The sequence below is a fragment of the Erythrobacter sp. 3-20A1M genome, from assembly GCF_018636735.1.
Taxonomy (GTDB): domain Bacteria; phylum Pseudomonadota; class Alphaproteobacteria; order Sphingomonadales; family Sphingomonadaceae; genus Alteriqipengyuania.
On record NZ_CP045200.1, the window covers coordinates 2,061,937 to 2,077,534 of the forward strand.

Annotated in this window: 12 protein-coding genes and 1 pseudogene; 12 read left to right on the forward strand and 1 reads right to left on the reverse strand. The window is 65.8% G+C overall.

Going from position 1 to position 15,598, the window contains the following annotated elements:
- Window positions 1-3,233, forward strand: a pseudogene (locus tag F7D01_RS10150) (multidrug efflux RND transporter permease subunit).
- On the forward strand, window positions 3,230-4,768 hold the full coding sequence (locus tag F7D01_RS10155; RefSeq protein WP_215227460.1) for an efflux transporter outer membrane subunit: 1,539 nt from the start codon (window positions 3,230-3,232) through the stop codon (window positions 4,766-4,768). Before F7D01_RS10150 ends, F7D01_RS10155 begins: the two are co-directional and overlap by 4 nt.
- A 70-nt stretch (window positions 4,769-4,838) precedes the next feature.
- Here the strand turns inward: F7D01_RS10155 and F7D01_RS10160 are convergent, their stop codons facing one another.
- On the reverse strand, window positions 4,839-5,672 hold the full coding sequence (locus tag F7D01_RS10160) for a flagellin (protein WP_215227461.1): 834 nt from the start codon (window positions 5,670-5,672) through the stop codon (window positions 4,839-4,841).
- Between the two features lie 283 nt (window positions 5,673-5,955).
- Here F7D01_RS10160 and F7D01_RS10165 point away from each other — a divergent pair, with 283 nt between their 5' ends.
- Genes F7D01_RS10165 through F7D01_RS10210 form a run of 10 tightly spaced genes read left to right on the forward strand, consistent with a single transcriptional unit; the run spans window position 5,956 to window position 15,585 of the window.
- Window positions 5,956-7,197: a sigma-54-dependent Fis family transcriptional regulator gene (locus tag F7D01_RS10165; RefSeq protein ID WP_251566719.1), complete on the forward strand. Its 1,242-nt coding sequence runs from the start codon at window positions 5,956-5,958 to the stop codon at window positions 7,195-7,197.
- On the forward strand, window positions 7,194-7,562 hold the full coding sequence (fliE, locus tag F7D01_RS10170; RefSeq protein ID WP_215227463.1) for a flagellar hook-basal body complex protein FliE: 369 nt from the start codon (window positions 7,194-7,196) through the stop codon (window positions 7,560-7,562). The genes F7D01_RS10165 and fliE overlap by 4 nt, the downstream gene beginning before the upstream one ends.
- Window positions 7,563-7,565: 3 nt before the next feature.
- Window positions 7,566-9,248 carry a flagellar basal-body MS-ring/collar protein FliF gene (gene fliF, locus F7D01_RS10175; protein ID WP_215227464.1) on the forward strand — a complete coding sequence of 561 codons (1,683 nt, stop codon included), beginning with the start codon at window positions 7,566-7,568 and terminating at the stop codon, window positions 9,246-9,248.
- Window positions 9,245-10,249, forward strand: a complete 1,005-nt coding sequence (locus tag F7D01_RS10180) for a flagellar motor switch protein FliG (protein ID WP_215227465.1) — start codon at window positions 9,245-9,247, stop codon at window positions 10,247-10,249. The genes fliF and F7D01_RS10180 overlap by 4 nt, the downstream gene beginning before the upstream one ends.
- Window positions 10,233-10,865, forward strand: a complete 633-nt coding sequence (locus F7D01_RS10185; RefSeq protein WP_215227466.1) for a flagellar assembly protein FliH — start codon at window positions 10,233-10,235, stop codon at window positions 10,863-10,865. The genes F7D01_RS10180 and F7D01_RS10185 overlap by 17 nt, the downstream gene beginning before the upstream one ends.
- Entirely contained in the window at window positions 10,859-12,193 is a 1,335-nt protein-coding gene (locus F7D01_RS10190; RefSeq protein WP_371819589.1) for a FliI/YscN family ATPase, read from the forward strand. The genes F7D01_RS10185 and F7D01_RS10190 overlap by 7 nt, the downstream gene beginning before the upstream one ends.
- Window positions 12,180-12,584, forward strand: a complete 405-nt coding sequence (locus F7D01_RS10195) for a hypothetical protein (RefSeq protein ID WP_215227468.1) — start codon at window positions 12,180-12,182, stop codon at window positions 12,582-12,584. Before F7D01_RS10190 ends, F7D01_RS10195 begins: the two co-directional genes overlap by 14 nt.
- 40 nt (window positions 12,585-12,624) lie before the next feature.
- Window positions 12,625-14,094, forward strand: a complete 1,470-nt coding sequence (locus tag F7D01_RS10200; RefSeq protein ID WP_215227469.1) for a hypothetical protein — start codon at window positions 12,625-12,627, stop codon at window positions 14,092-14,094.
- Between the two features lie 28 nt (window positions 14,095-14,122).
- Window positions 14,123-14,701, forward strand: a complete 579-nt coding sequence (locus F7D01_RS10205) for a flagellar basal body-associated FliL family protein (protein WP_215227470.1) — start codon at window positions 14,123-14,125, stop codon at window positions 14,699-14,701.
- 32 nt (window positions 14,702-14,733) lie between these two features.
- On the forward strand, window positions 14,734-15,585 hold the full coding sequence (locus F7D01_RS10210) for a FliM/FliN family flagellar motor switch protein (protein WP_215227471.1): 852 nt from the start codon (window positions 14,734-14,736) through the stop codon (window positions 15,583-15,585).
- Window positions 15,586-15,598 lie beyond the last annotated feature (13 nt).

Here is a 15,598-nt window from a genome sequence, read left to right on the forward strand (position 1 = left end):
GTGCTTTCACGCTTCTTCATCGACCGGCCGATCTTTGCTTGGGTGATTTCGATCGCGATTTTGCTCGCCGGGATCATTGCGCTGCGCGCATTGCCGGTCGAACAATATCCAACGGTTGCGCCGCCCTCGCTCTCGATCAGCGTCACCTACCCGGGTGCCGACGCCGAGACGCTGGAGCAAAACGTCACCCAGGTAATCGAGCAACAGCTCAACGGGGTGGAGGGCTACCTCTACATGGACTCGTCGAGCCAATCGAACGGCACCGCGCAGATCACGGTCACGTTCGAGTCCGGCACCGATATCGATATCGCGCAGACCGAGGTTCAGAACCGGCTGAGCACGGTGCAGGCGCGCCTGCCCGAGGACGTCCGCCGCCAGGGCATCGTCGTGCGGCAGGCCAATACCGGCTTCCTCGAGATCGTCGCGCTGACCTCGCGTAGCGGCGAATTGTCCACCACCGACCTCGGCAATATCGCATCGACGCAAGTCATCGACGAACTGCGCCGTGTGCCGGGCGTGGGCGACGTGCGTCTGTTCGGTTCGGAATACGCGATGCGCATCTGGCTCGATCCCGAGCGACTTGCCAGTTTCTCCATCTCGCCGAGCGAGGTCATCGCTGCCGTTCGCGCGCAGAACAGCCAGACCGCGGGCGGCTCCATAGGTGCTTTGCCGAATACCGACGGGCAGGAAATTACCGCCACGATCGTGCCCGGCGGCCGTCTGACGACGCCGGAGGAATTTCGCGAGATCGTGCTGCGCGGCGATACCGGCGGTGCCACCGTGCGGCTGGGGGATGTCGCGCGCGTGGAACTGGGCGCCCAGAGCTACGCGACTTCCACCACTCTCAACGGCAAACCGATGGCCGGCATGGCGATCCAGCTGGCGACCGGTGCAAACGCGTTGTCGACCGATACCGGTGTGCACGAGCGCATGGAGGAGTTGGGTCCACAGCTGCCGGCCGATGTCGCGTGGAGCATTCCGTATAATACCACACCGTTCGTGCGCATTTCGGTCGAGGAAGTCGTCAAGACGCTGGTCGAGGCGATGATCCTCGTCTTTCTCGTCATGTTCCTGTTCCTGCAGAAATGGCGCGCCACGCTGATCCCCGCGTTGGTGGTGCCGATCGCGCTGGCGGGCGCGTGCCTCGGCCTGTGGCTCTTCGGGTTCTCGATCAACGTCCTCACGCTATTCGGCATGGTGTTGGCGATCGGTATCCTGGTCGACGATGCGATCGTGGTGATCGAGAATGTCGAGCGGATCATGCGCGAGGATGGTCTTGAGGCCAAGGAAGCGACCCGTATCGCGATGGACCAGATCACCGGTGCCATCGTAGGTATCACGCTGGTCCTGATCGCCGTGTTCATTCCGATGGCGTTCTTCCCCGGTTCCGTTGGCGCGATCTACCGTCAGTTTTCGGCGACACTGTCGATTTCCATCTTCTTCTCGGCTTTCCTCGCCCTTTCCCTGACCCCCGCGCTGTGCGCGACCTTCCTCAAGACGGAGGAAGAGGAGCAGGCCGAGATGGATCGGCTCGAGGCGAACCGGGAGAAGGGTGGCATCAAGGGATTGTTCGCGAAAGGTGTTAGCCTGCTCCGGCGCGGACTGGAGAAATTCAACGCCTGGTTCGATCGGATGACCGAGCGCTACGTCAATGTGAACGAGAAAATCCTCGCTCACACCATGCGCGGCCTCGCGGTGTTCGCGCTGCTGATCGGTCTGGCGGTGCTGCTCTTCACCCGTTTGCCAAGCGCCTTCCTGCCGACGGAGGACCAAGGCTATCTGATTACCGCGATCCAGGGACCGCCGGGCGCTACGCAGGAACGTACCAACCAGGCGATCGACCCGATCGTGAAATACTGGATGGGCAAGGACGTGGTCGAAACGTAGTCGCAGTCCGCGGCTTCAGTTTCTATGGCAGCGGCCAGAACGCGGCGATCATCTTCACGCCGCTGATCGACTGGAGCGAGCGGACCGGCGACGGCGAATCCGCGTCCGCGCTGATGAGCCAGGCGATGGGTCAGTTTGGCCAGTTCGACAGCGCACAGGCGTTCGTGATCCAGCCGCCCGCGATCCGCGAGCTCGGCAATGCCAGTGGCTTCTCCATGAAGCTGGAAGATCGGGCCGGTGTCGGGCGCGAAGTGCTGACTCAGGCGCGCGACCAGCTGCTCGGCCTTGCATCGCAAAGCGACATCATCGGAGAGCTGCGGCCCGAGGACCAGCCACCCGTTCCGCAGCTCGATGTGAACATTGACCGGGTACTGGCAACCTCACTCGGATTGTCGATCACCGATGTGAACACGGCTCTGTCTACCGTTTTCGGGTCGGCCTATGTGAACGACTTCAACCGCGAAGGCCGCGTGCTCCAGGTGCTGGCGCAAGCGGATGCACCCTATCGCATGACGCCGGAGGATGTGCTGGCCCTGCGGGTGCCGAACGCAGAGGGCAGTCTGGTCCCCTTCAGCGCCTTCGCGACGGTGGACTGGACCGCCGCCCCACCAAGCCTCGCGCGCTATAACGGCTATCCAGCCATGACCCTGTCGGGCTCCGCAGCCCCCGGCAAGAGTTCGGGGGCGGCGCTGGCGGAGCTGGAGCAGCTTGCGCAGCAACTGCCCGACGGCGTTGGCTTCGAATGGACCGGTATCTCCTATCAGGAGAAGCAGTCGAGCGGACAGATCGGCTTGCTGCTGGGGCTGAGCTTCGTGGTCGTCTTCCTTGTGCTCGCGGCGCTATACGAGAGCTGGGCGGTGCCCATCGCGGTGCTGCTGATCGTGCCGCTCGGCGTACTCGGAGCGGTCATCCTCTCGATGCTGCGCGGATTGTCGGCAGACGTGTATTTCAACGTGGGGCTCATCACGATCATCGGTCTGGCAGCGAAGAACGCCATCCTGATCGTCGAGTTCGCGATCGAGGAAGAAGAGCAGGGCAAGAGCCCGATAGAAGCGGTGAAGGAAGGGGCACGCCTTCGCTTGCGCCCGATCATCATGACGTCGCTGGCATTCATTCTCGGGATGGTGCCGCTGGTCCTGGCAAGCGGGGCGGGCGCGGCCAGCCGGGTCGCGGTTGGCACAGGCGTGATGGGTGGGATGATAACCGCCACCGCGATCGGCATCTTCGTGATCCCGCTGCTTTACCTGCTGGTGCGCAGGCATCTGAGCCGAGGCCAGCCTAGCGCGGCGGGAACGATGGACAGCGCGCGCCCTGAACAAGCGCAAGACGAAGGGATGTCGTCGTGAGGGGAACGAGGCTCGGCGCTTCGGCCAGTGCTCTGGCGCTGGTGCTGACCGGCTGCGTCAATCTAGCGCCCGCCGACGAGCGCCCGCCGCTGTCCGTGCCAAGCGCGTACGAGCCAACCTATCGACCGAACGGAGAGGTGGTCGCCGCAACCCTGTCCTATCGGCAGTTCTTCGTCGATCCGCGGCTCAACTCGCTGATCGGCACCGCGCTCTCGAACAACCGCGATCTCGTCGCGGCGACGGCCCGCATCGCGCAGGCACGCGCGCAGTACCAGATCCAGACGAGCCAGCGCCTTCCCACCATCGCTGCCACGGGCAACGTCACCCGCAGCCGTTTCCCGACGGGCTCTGCCGGATTCGCCGGAACGCCTGGCACCGGAACGCCTGGCACCGGAGTGCCCGGAACTGGCGGCACGGGGGGAGCGACGACCGGCGAAGGCGCGATTACGACCAATCAGTTCCAGGTCGGCGTTGGTGTGAGCGCGTTCGAACTCGACTTCTGGGGGCGCGTTGCCAACCTGTCGGCGGCGGCGCGGGCGCAGTATCTCGCATCGGTCGCGGCCCAGCGCTCTTTCTATCTCTCGCTGATCGCCGATGTCGCCACGACCTATTACGAACTGGTCGAAACGCAGGAACAGATCGAGCTGGCGCAGGCCACCGCCGAATCGCGGCGCGAAGGGCTTCGTCTGGCGAAGAGGCGGCTGGACGCGGGGGTCGATTCCGCGCTTCCCTATTATCAGGCGGAAACGCTGCTGACCCAGGCGGACCAGCAATTGGCGACCGAGCAGCTCTCCGCCGCCCAGCTTCGCAACCAATTACTGGTGCTGGTGGGGGGTGAAACACCGGCCGATCTCCCGCCGTCCCTGACGCTGGCGCAGCAGGAGAACCAGCTCCGGCTCGACGCGGGGCTGTCGTCCGATCTGCTGCTCCGGCGGCCCGATATCGTGCAGGCGGAAGAGAACCTGACCGCCGCGCGCGCCAATATAGGTGCCGCGCGGGCGGCGTTCTTTCCTTCGATCTCGCTTACCGGGCGGGCAGGCCTTACCTCGAGCAGTCTCGACGGCCTCTTCGATACCGGGAACTTCTTCTACTCGGTCGGACCGTCGATCGACTTGCCGATCTTCGACTGGGGTCGGCGAGAGGGTCAGCTCGACCTCGCTCGTGCGCAGGAAACAGAGCAGGTCGCGACCTATGAACGGGCGATCCAGACCGCGTTCCGCGAAGTGTCGGACGGGCTTGCGGGGCGTGAATATATCGCGCGGCAGGTCGCGGTTCAGGAACAGGCCGTGCGCGCTCAGGAAGACACCGCCCGGATCGCGCGGCTGCGCTATCGCGAGGGCGTGACCGATTACCTTCAGGTGCTCGATGCGGAACGCAACCTGTTCAGCGCGCGGCAGCAATTGCTGATGACCCGGCGCGCCTATCTCCAGAACCAGGCGAACCTGTTCGTGGCACTAGGCGGTGGGTTCGAGAGTGGAGGCGCGGAAATTCCGTCGACCGCTACCGTGCCGGTGCGCGCCGACTCGTCGCAATAGCCACAAACGCCAAAGGACCCGACAGTTTCCTGCCGGGTCCCCGGGATCGGGTCTTTGAAGGACCGCGGTCTTAGCGCAGGAGCGACAGGACGTTCTGCTGGCTCTGATTGGCCTGCGCGAGCATCGCGGTCGAAGCCTGGCTAAGGATCTGCGACTTCGCGAGGGCGGTCGTTTCGGCCGAGTAATCGGCATCGACGATCCGCGAACGCGCGTCGGCGAGGTTGGTCGAATTGGTGGTCAGGTCGTTCACCACCGAGTCGAGACGGTTCTGCGACGCACCGAGCGTGGCGCGAGCGGTGTTGACCGCCTTGAGGCCGTTGTCGACATTGGTCATGGTCGCAGCCGCCTTGGTCGTGTCGGTCACGTCGAGACCGGTGGCGCTGAGGTTTGTCGCGTCGATCTGGACCTTCTCGATCGTCACGGTGTCGGCCGAGTTGGGGCCAACCTGGATGTCGAAGTTCTCGGCGGCGGTGGACGCAGTGGCCGTGTTGTTGAACAGCGCGTTGCCGTTGAACTTCGTGTTGGTGAGCACCGAGTTGATCTGCGAAGTAAGCTCGGTGACTTCCTTCTGCATGTTACCGCGGTCGGTGGCATCGTAGGTTTCGTTCTTCGACTGAACGGCCAGCTCACGCACACGCTGAAGCATGTTGGTTACTTCTTCCAGCGCGCCTTCCGCGGTCTGCGCCATCGACATACCGTCGTTCGCGTTGCGAATCGCCTGGCCCATGCCGCGGATCTGCGACGTCATGCTGGTCGCGATCGCGAGGCCGGCGGCGTCGTCCTTCGCGCTGTTGATGCGCTTGCCGGTGGAAAGACGCTCCATCGCGACGCCCATCATCTTGTCGGCGCGAACCGAAGCGTTCGATGCCTTCAGCGCGCTAATATTGGTATTGATAACAGCCATTTGAAAACTCCTGTCGTGGCTTCATCAACCCGACCCCGTGTCGCGGCTGACAGGGGGAAGAGCGACCGACAGGATCGAAAATTAAGACCCGCAGCAAAATCCGATCCGTTCCCGGACATGGTAGTACTACCGCCCCTAAAATTACCGGATGGTTGGACGTAAGGCTCCAAATGGCCCCCTCGGGAAAGATGATTAACAGGGGTCTCGGTAAATGCCGCAAATCCACTTTCATGCGGACGTGGAAAAAATTCACGCGCCACTTTGCGAGAGGGTCTCGCGCGCCTTGTCCCGCCTGCCCGGCAAGGGAACGATCGTCGTGTGCGATGTCGCTTCTCCGGCCCCGGCACGGCGGGGCGACGATCTGCTGATCGTACTGGAGCGTGGCGAGGAACAGAATCTCGCGCCGCTCGGTGCTCGTGGCTTCCGCCTCACCTACGCGGATCCGACGGGAGAGACGCCGATCGCTGCGCTGTTGGCGGCAGCCGATACCGGTGTGACCCCGATGTGCGCCGATCCCGCGAGCGCGGCCAACCTCATGCTGGCGGAGCGCGTAGCGCTCAGCGACGTACCCGTGCTGATCGAAGGTCCGTCGGGAACCGGCAAGGAAGTAATGGCGCGCTTCATCCACCGCACCAGCGAGCGCCGCGACGGCCCCTTCATCGCCATCAATTGCGCGGCCATGCCCGAGGCCATGCTGGAGGCGATGCTCTTCGGTCACAAGAAGGGTGCGTTCACCGGCGCGACCGAGGCAGCGGAAGGCTTCTTCCGGGCCGCGGACGGTGGCACGCTGCTCCTCGACGAAATCGCGGAGATGCCTCTGGCTCTGCAGGCGAAGCTGCTGCGCGCGTTGCAGGAAGGGGAGGTGGTTCCCATCGGCGCGACCAAGCCCGTCGCGGTGGACGTGCGCGTGATCGCCTGCGCCAACCGGGATCTGCCGCAGGAAGTGGCCGAGGGACGCTTCCGCCCCGACCTCTATTACCGCCTCAATGTTTTTCCCATCCAGTTGCAGGCGCTGCGCGAGCGGCCGGGCGACATCGCCCCGCTGGCTTTCGCGATGATGCTGCGCCACGCGACGCGCCCAGGCGAGCCCGGTTTCGTATCGGCGGCGGCGCTGGCCAAACTGCGGCAGCACCAGTGGCCGGGCAATGTGCGCGAACTGGAAAACGTCATCCGGCGCGCGTTGGTGATGGCGGACGGGGAACGCGAGATCGGCGTGAGCCACATCGTATTCGACCGGGTCGCCCGCATAGTGACGCCTGGCGATCAGTCGGTTTTCGAAGGACTCTCGAGCCAGGCCGCCGCGCCCGTTTCAGCCGAAGCGACGGACGTTCTGCCCGCGAAGGGTGGGCGCCTGTCCAACATCGTGCGCAAGATGGAAGCGCAGGCGATCGCCGACGCCCTGGAAGAAACCAACGGTAACCGGGCGGCCACCGCCCGCCGGCTCGGCATCAGTGAGCGCACGCTGCGCTATCGCTTGGCCGACATGCGCGAGGCCGGTCTCGCGGTCGCCGGAGCTGGCCGATGAGCGGCATCGGACCCACCTCGGGCGTGCAGCAGGTGATGGACCTGCGCCGCCAGATCATGGAGCGCTCCGACGCGCTCAAGACGCTCAACGAAGCGACCGGGAAGGAGGTGGCGCAGGCTGCCCCTACCGGTACGGCCCCGGTCGGGGGCGGGTTCGCCGACGCGCTGAAAGGCGCGGTGGAATCCGTCAGCGCGACGCAGACACGCGCATCGGACATCACCGCCGCGTATGAACGCGGAGAAGTTACCGACGTCGCGCAGGTCATGCTGGCGCGTCAGGAAGCCGGAATAGCCTTCGAGGCAACCCTGCAGGTCCGCAACAAGCTGTTGTCGGCCTATCAGGACATCATGCGGATGGGTGTGTAACCAATGGCAGACCTCGTTCCTTCCGGCGCGGGCAGCACCGCTCTCGCCGTTCCGTCGCCCACTGGCGCGGGTGCGCCGCGCGCCTCGCTGCTGGGGGCCTTCACCGATCCGGCATACGGGTCTTTCGGCGAACGGCTGAAAGCCTTCACCGCGCAGCCCGCGATCCGCAAGAGCCTGCCCGCGATCGGTGTGCTCGGCGGCCTGTCGGCGCTGGCGCTGCTGTGGGTGGGGCTGTCGCAGCCGCCCCAGCGCGTGCTCTATGGCAGCCTGTCCGATTCCGAACGAGCCGAGGTCGCGAGTGCGCTCGACACGGGTGGCATCGACTACACCATCGACAACACCACGGGTATGCTGACCGTGGGCGAGGACGATCTCTATCGCGCGCGGATGCTCGTCGCCAGCAACGGCGCGCTGGCCGCGCCCGAAAGCACGTCCGAAATGCTCGACGCGATTCCCCTGGGATCGAGCCGCACGCTGGAGGGCGAGCGCGTACGCAACGTGCGCGAGCGTGAATTGATGATGACGATCATGGAGATCGACGGGGTCGAGGCGGTGCGGGTGCATCTTGCAACGCCCGAACGGTCTGTTTTCGTGCGCGAACAGTCCGCGCCCAGCGCCTCAGTCATGGTGCGCATGGCGCGCGGTCGAAACCTGTCTCCGGATCAGGTTGTCGCGATCGGCAATCTCGTAGCCGCCTCGGTTCCGGGGATGAGCGCCGATGCAGTGCGTATCGTGGATCAGCACGGCAAGCTGCTGTCCGACCGTTCCACCAGCGACGGTTCGGTCGGGCTCGACCTGCAACGCCAGTTCGAGGAAAAGCTCCGCGCCCAGATCGCGCAACTGCTGGTTCCGATCGTGGGCGAAGGCAATTTTTCGAGCGAGGTCCAGGTCGAACTGGACCTCGACGAGATGACCTCCGCGCAGGAGAATTACGACAAGGAGGGCGCGTTGCGCAGCGAGACCCAGTCGCGCTCGCAGCAGAGCGGGGCCGGTCCGGCGGGCGGGGTGCCCGGCGTTCTCGCTAATACGCCGCCCGCGCCGAACGTTCTTGAGGAGGGGCCGCCGCAGGATACGCAGGTTGCCGGCAATCCCGAGACTTCGGGCGAAAGCAGCGCGCGCCGCACCTACGAGCTGGGGCGTCAGGTCCAGGTGACCACGACCACGCCTGGCGCAGTGCGCCGCCTGTCCGTCGCGGTCGCACTTAGCTCAGAGGCGCTCAAGACGATCAAGCCCGCCAGCGTCAAGCAGATCGAAAATCTCGTGGCGGCAGCGGTCGGAGCCAATCCCGACCGCGGCGACAAGGTGACGGTCATCTCGAGCGCGTTCGACCCGGTCGTTACCGAAGCGCCTCCGTTCTACGAGACCGCATGGTTCGGCACCATCCTGCGCAACGGCATCGCACTGCTCGCGGTGATACTCGGTCTGATCTTCGGGGTGCGTCCCTTGCTGCGCAATCTGCGCCGCGACCGGGACGAGGAGGAGAAGGACGGGGACGATACCGCTAGCCCGGACCTCGACAGCCAGTCCATGATCGCCCTTCGCGGGGCCACCACGCAGGCCAATCTCGCGCATGAATCCGTGCGCGAGCAAGTCGAGCTGGCGCGTCGGCTGGCCGTCGAACAGCCCGATCAGGCTGCGGCCACATTGCGACGGATGCTGGCAGCTCCGGTGGAGGCGGGACGATGAGCTATCCCCTTCCCTCAAGCGACTTCGATCGCGCGGCGATCATCGTGATGCTGTTCAACGAGGACGAGGCGGCTGCCATCCTCTCGCGGCTCGAACCGGAAGAGCTCCACCGCCTCGGCGAGGCCATGTGCGCGCTGGGCGAGGTGGACGCGCCCGGTATCGCTTCCGCGCTCGACCGCTTCATCGTGGAGGCGGCGCGCGAGACGCTGCCGGTGAAGGATCGCCCGACGCAGGTGCGCGAACTGATGTCGCGCGCGGTCGGGTCGGACAAGGCCAGTCACCTGATGGATCGCATCGCGCCGAACCAGGTCAATCGTTCGCTGGAAATCGCGCGCTGGCTGGCTCCGCAGAGCCTGTTGACCCTGATCGAGGACGAACCGCCGCAGGTCATCGCGGTGCTGCTGTTGCTGCTCGATTCCGATTCCGCCGCCAGCCTGCTGGCGCAGTTGCCGATGGACAAGCAGCCGCTGATCGTCGAGCGGGTGGCGCGGCTGGGCAAGGTTCCCACCCAGGCCATCGTCATGCTGGACGCGATGCTGACACGCCGCATCAGCGAACGCTTCGGCCAGACGCCGCTCAGCATGGGCGGCGCGCGCGAAGCGGCGGAACTGATCAATCGGGCCGAGGGCAATATCGAGAAGCTGGTGATGCCGTCGATCAACAGTCGCGATGCCGATCTGGCGCGCGAGATCGAGGCCGAGCTGTTCACTTTCGACATGCTGCTGAAACTCGACGCCATGTCGATCGGTCGCCTCCTGCGCGAAGTCGAGAACGACGTTCTCATCGATGCGCTGAAGGGTCTGGACGAGGAGGATCGCGAACCGATCTTCGCCGCCATGTCGTCGCGCGCGGCGGACGGGGTGCGCGACGAGATCGAATTGCGCGGCCGCATCCGCAAGGCGGATATGATGACCGCCCAGCGCAGCATCATTGCCACTGCGCGCCAACTGGCGGAAAGCGGCGAGATCGCTCTGGGACAAAGCGATGGCGAGTATGTTTGAATCGCTGTCACACGCGCCCGCCGGACGGCCCGCATGGCTAGCCGCGTTCGAGCAGGAGGCGAACCCGTTCGTTCCCGACTCCCGGTTCGACGGGACGATGGTCGTCCTCGCACCGCCGATCGAGGAAACCACGGAAGCCGATCACGCTGCGGCGCTCGAGGCCGCGCGCAATGATGGCTTCGCCGCCGGAATAGCGCATGCGAGCGCGCAGGCGCAGATCGAAGCCGAGGAAGTAGAGAGATCTCGCGAGAAGCTTCGCCTCTCGTTTCAGCGGCTCGACGAGACCGCACGGCGCGAGCTGGCCGATCGCCTGGCGGAGACCGTGGTGGGGCTGTGCGAGGACGCTTTGATGCCCTTGACGCTGGACCGCGAGCGGTTGCAGCAGCGCTGTTTCGACGCGGCGGAGCGGATTGGCGAAGCGAAGGAAGCGCTGACGCTGATGCTGCATCCCGACGATACTGTGGCGCTGGACCCCGAATTCGCGGCGGGCTGGACCATAGAGGCCGACCCGATGCTGGAACGCGGGGCGTTGCGGCTGGAAGGCAATGACGGCGGGGTCAGCGACGGGCCGATGGAATGGGCAGCGGCCCTGCGCGCCGCCTTTGCCGCGTGCTGAACCTCCTTTCGCGCGAAATCGAGGGCCTGAAGGCCGCGCAACCCAACCTGGGTAGCGTCGCCCATGGCCGCGTCCATTCCTGCAATGGCGGGCTGATCGAGGTGTCGGGACTGCCGGCACCGATCGGGACGATCGCGCGCGTGGAAAGCGAAGCCGGGGGCGAGGAAGCGCCAGCGGAAGTCATCGGCTTTCGCGGCGGATATTCGCTGATGATGCTGCTGGGCGATACCACGCGATTGAAGCCGGGGGCCCGCGTCCGCGCCGAAGGCGCGCCCGGAATGGTGCAGGTGGGCGAGGAATTCATCGGGCGGGCGGTCGATGCGCGCGGTCGCCCGATCGACGGAGGCCCACCGATCAGGGCGCGCAAGGCGTGGCCGCTGGGTGGGCACCGCGAGGCGGCGCTCGAACGCGCCTCCGTAACCGATCCCTTCGACACCGGCATTCGCGCGATAAATGCGCTCACCACGATGGGCGTGGGGCAGCGGATGGGGATCATGGCCGGATCGGGCGTCGGCAAGTCGGTCCTGATCGACATGATCGCCGATGGCGCGCAATGCGATGTCGCCGTGGTCGGCCTGATTGGCGAGCGCGCCCGCGAGGTTTCCGATTTTGTCGCGCGCCACATGCAGGGCGAGACGCGCGAGCGCACCGTGGTAGTGGCGGTACCTGCCGATCATGCCGCGAACCTGCGCCTCAGGGGCGGGCGGTTTGCCACTTCCCTGGCTGAATATTTCCGCGCGCAGGGAAAGCGGGTGCTGTTGATACTGGACAGCCTGACCCGTGTCGCGCACGCCGCGCGTGAAGTCGGGCTGCTGCTCGGCGAACCGGGTGCCGCCCGTGGCTATCCCCCTTCCGCCCTTGCCACCATAACCGGGCTGGTGGAGCGGGCGGGCAATTCCTCGACCTCGGGCGGAGCCGTCACCGGGCTCTACACCGTGCTCGCCGATGGCGACGACCATAACGACCCGGTGGTGGATACCGCTCGCGCGATCCTGGACGGCCATATCGTGCTGTCGCGCGATCTCGCCCAGCGGGGTCAGTATCCGGCGATCGACATTCCCGCTTCCCTCAGCCGGGTGATGACCGCGGTGGCGGATGAGGCGCATATCGAAGACGCGCGCCGCTTCCGTGCTCTGGTTGCGGATTACGAGGCGAACCGGGATCTCGTCCTTATGGGAGCCTATCGCCAAGGTGCCGATCCCGCGGTCGACCGGGCGATGCAGATGCACGAGGCTCTCTCGGCCTTCCTGTGCCAGCGCGCGAGCGAGAAGAGCGATCTGGCGCAGAGTGCGCAGGCTCTCTCCAGGATCATCAATGGCGATGGCTAGGACGGGGCGGTCCGGGCGGCTGGAACGGATCGCACGGCTGCGCGCGGTCGACCGTTTGCGAGCCGCCGAAAGCGTCGCCACAAGCGGAGAGCAGTTCGATCGGCTCGCGCTATTGGCGGAACGCAGTCGCCAACTCGTCAACGATTACGATTCACCGGAAAAGAGCGTGACTGGGGGGATGCTGACCTACCACCTCGCCTTTCGCGGACAACTAGCTGCCCTTTCCCACCGCACACGTAACGATGCCCGCGAGGCGGAGCGGAGGGTAGAGGTCGCGCGCGGCGACCTCGCCGCCGCCGATCGCCGCAGTGAAATGGTGGACAAACGCCTTCGGGTCGAGCGCCGCAATGCGTTCGCGGCAGCCGAGCGGAAGGATTGGCACGGAACTTGAATAACAGTCGGTATCCTTAACGCCGAACGACGGGTTACCGATGCAGCAAGTTTCATCCAGCGCTACCATTTCCATCGCCGATTGCGTCGTTGCCGGCTCTGCCAAACCGGTTCCGGCGGAAGGTGCGCAGGGGGAATCTGCGGTTTCCCCCTTTGCCGTGCAGCTCAATTCCGCAATGTCCGTCGCGCCCGGGAAGGTGGCGCTGCTACCTATCACCGGCGACGGTGAAAGCGACGCTTTGCCGGGCGAAGCGGCAACCGGCAAGGAACCGGAAGAGACCGGCAATATCTTGCCGGTTCAGATCGGCAACGCCTTGCCGATGCCGGTCGATGTCGCTGCGGTTGCCCAGGTCGTTACCGCGACCACAGGTTTGGTCGAGGCGGAAAGCGGCGCTGCGCAACATGCGGGCACTATCGGCCTGCCGTCGCAGACAACGCCGCCGTCTCTGCCGAGCGCCCTGCGCCAAGCGCCGGAGGCCCCGGTCGCGACCCTTCGCCAGCAGCCCGCAACTCTGCAAACGCCGCGCGGCGCGGCTGTCGCGATCGCACCGGCAACGCCAAGCCAGCCGCAAGCGGTCGATGCGCTTTTCCAGGCGAGCGGTGGCGCGGTTCCGGCGTCGGCAGGCACCACGTCGCAGCCCGTTCCGGCAGCGGCGGTCACGCCAGGTTCGGCAAGCGCACCCGTTGTGGAAGTGGCGAAGCTCGCTCCTGAAACCGGCAATACTGCTCCCGCTACCCCCGCTGCTCCAACGCCGGAGCGGCAGGCGACGCAGTCGGTCAAACTGGCCATGGCACCGGTCGCTATAGAACGCGGTGAAGCGGCCCCGGGCGGTCGCGCGGACGCCGATGCGGAAACCGCGCAGGAAAACCCGACGCCGGGCGCGCGCTTGGCGCAGGACCACGGGGAGAAGGCGCAGGCGACGAGTGCCCGCTTTACTCTCGCATCGACGGCTTCGACCGCTCCCACCCAGCAGCCGGGGCTAAGCTCGGCCATGGGCCAGACCCCTATGCCGCTAACGCCCGCCAGCGGTCCGATGCCGCACACCGATATCTCGCAGATGATCGACCGCCTCATGGAGGCGCGTAGCGCAGCCCGCTCCGGCGAAATGCAGATGGCGGTAAGCAATGCCGACTTCGGCAAGGTATCGGTGCGTCTGGAATCCGGGATCGCGGCGGGTGCGCTGTCCTTCTCGCTCAGCAACGCCGATCCGGACTTCGCACCGGCGGTGCAAGCCGCGCTTGCTCAGACCGGGCACTCCGACCGCTCGATCACGCACGGCGAGAGCGTGCGCGCCGATAGCAATTCCCTTCGTCATGACGGTCAGCCCGCGGGCCACAACGCGCACCAGGGCCAGACACCGCCCCAATCGCAAACCGCGACCGACCAGCAGCGTTCGCCTGCACAGGGCACGCGCACGCGCGCAGACCAGCAACACAGCGGCGAGAACGCCGAGACCCCCTCCGATGCTTCGACCAGAGCCCGGCCTCGTGGTCGCGGCATCTTCGCTTGAATGCACGATCTGACAGGAACCAAAGACGATGGCTAAAAACCAAGACCAGACCGAAAAACCCAAGAAAGGCGGCAAGCTCAAGATGGCGGTCGGCGCACTGGCGCTGACCGGCGCGGGTGCGGGCGGTGCCTTCGCCGCAGTGGAAATGGGCTTGCTGGGCAAATCCGCCGCGGCCCACGAGCCCGACATGCCCAAGCTTCTGCGCAAGGGTGAGGAGGATCCCTACGCCCCTGCAACCAAAGGTGGCGAGCACGAGGCCGAGATCGTCGATGGCGAGGGCGGGAGCGAATACCGGACCAGCTATTATCAGTTTCAGGACAGCTTTACGTCCAATCTGAAGGCTTCGCCGGCGCTCATCCAGGTAACCCTGGCCGCGTCCACCCGTCGGGACGGGCGCGTGCTGCAATGGCTCGGAAAGCACGACCTTGCCCTGCGCTCCGCGATGCTAGTCCAGCTTGCCGAAACCACCGAGGAACAGGCGACCAGTGCCGCGGGCAAGAAAGACCTGCAGCGCCGCCTGACCAAAGCCGTGAACGAGGTCCTGACCGAGCGCGAAGGCTTCGGCGGCGTCGATAACATCTATTTCCTCGGCTACCTCGTCCAGTGAAGCCGGAAAGCTCTTTCGACCGCGCGCGCCCGGTGGCGCGGCACTGCGCAGAACTCTTTCGCGCCGATTCCGGGAAGGACGCGGATGGCGAGGGTTTCGCGCAGTTCGGGGCCGATCTCGCCCGCGCACTGGCACCGGGCCTGGGCGCTCTGCTCGGAGCGACCAAGCTGCGCGTGTCGTGCGCGGCGCCCACCGTGCGGCCGGTGGCCGAACTGACCGGCGGTGCGAACGCCATCTCCACCGCGGCGACGATCGTCTTTCCCGCGGTCGGAGCGCAGATCGTTTCGACCCTCGATGCGAAGACGCTGATCGCTCTGACGGACCGGCTGTTTGGCGGGGACGGAATCGATGCCGATGGCGACGAGCCGGTCGAACTGCCGCTGATGGCGGATCTGGTCGCGACACAGTTCCGCACGCTGCTGGGCGATGCCATGCAACGCGCGCTCCCGTCGCTCGGCAAGGCCCAGATCGCGGACAATTCGCGCCATTCGGCCTTCGACACGTTGGGTGCCGACGAAAGCTGCACGGTGCTGGAGTTCACCGTGGTGCAACCCGATGCCCCGGATTGGTTGCTGGGCCTGGCGCTGCGCAGTGGTGAAAAGTCCCGCTTCGCCGTGCGGCGGACGCACGCCGATCCCACCGCGCGCAAGCGGACGAGCGATCCCCTGTCGGGCGCGCTCGCCGAGACCCCGTTCGACCTGGTTGCGGTGGTGGCGGAAACCACGCTGCCGCTTTCGCGCGTGTCGGCGTTCAAACCGGGCGACATCGTTCCCCTGCCGATCGCACGCCAGGTGCCCCTGCGGGTCGGCGACCGCGTGATTGCACATGGCAGCGTCGGCAGCGTCGATGATCGCGTCGCCCTGCGCGTCAGCACCCTCTCCTGAAATTACCCTTCCA

What these genes read in the sequence shown, in the direction of transcription:
- F7D01_RS10200 (WP_215227469.1), top strand. Translation starts at nt 12,625, where the DNA reads ATGCAGCAAGTTTCATCCAGCGCTACCATTTCCATCGCCGATTGCGTC.
- F7D01_RS10195 (WP_215227468.1), top strand. Translation starts at nt 12,180, where the DNA reads ATGGCGATGGCTAGGACGGGGCGGTCCGGGCGGCTGGAACGGATCGCA.
- fliF (WP_215227464.1), top strand. Translation starts at nt 7,566, where the DNA reads ATGGCAGACCTCGTTCCTTCCGGCGCGGGCAGCACCGCTCTCGCCGTT.
- F7D01_RS10205 (WP_215227470.1), top strand. Translation starts at nt 14,123, where the DNA reads ATGGCTAAAAACCAAGACCAGACCGAAAAACCCAAGAAAGGCGGCAAG.
- F7D01_RS10180 (WP_215227465.1), top strand. Translation starts at nt 9,245, where the DNA reads ATGAGCTATCCCCTTCCCTCAAGCGACTTCGATCGCGCGGCGATCATC.
- F7D01_RS10185 (WP_215227466.1), top strand. Translation starts at nt 10,233, where the DNA reads ATGGCGAGTATGTTTGAATCGCTGTCACACGCGCCCGCCGGACGGCCC.
- F7D01_RS10160 (WP_215227461.1), bottom strand. Translation starts at nt 5,672, where the DNA reads ATGGCTGTTATCAATACCAATATTAGCGCGCTGAAGGCATCGAACGCT.
- fliE (WP_215227463.1), top strand. Translation starts at nt 7,194, where the DNA reads ATGAGCGGCATCGGACCCACCTCGGGCGTGCAGCAGGTGATGGACCTG.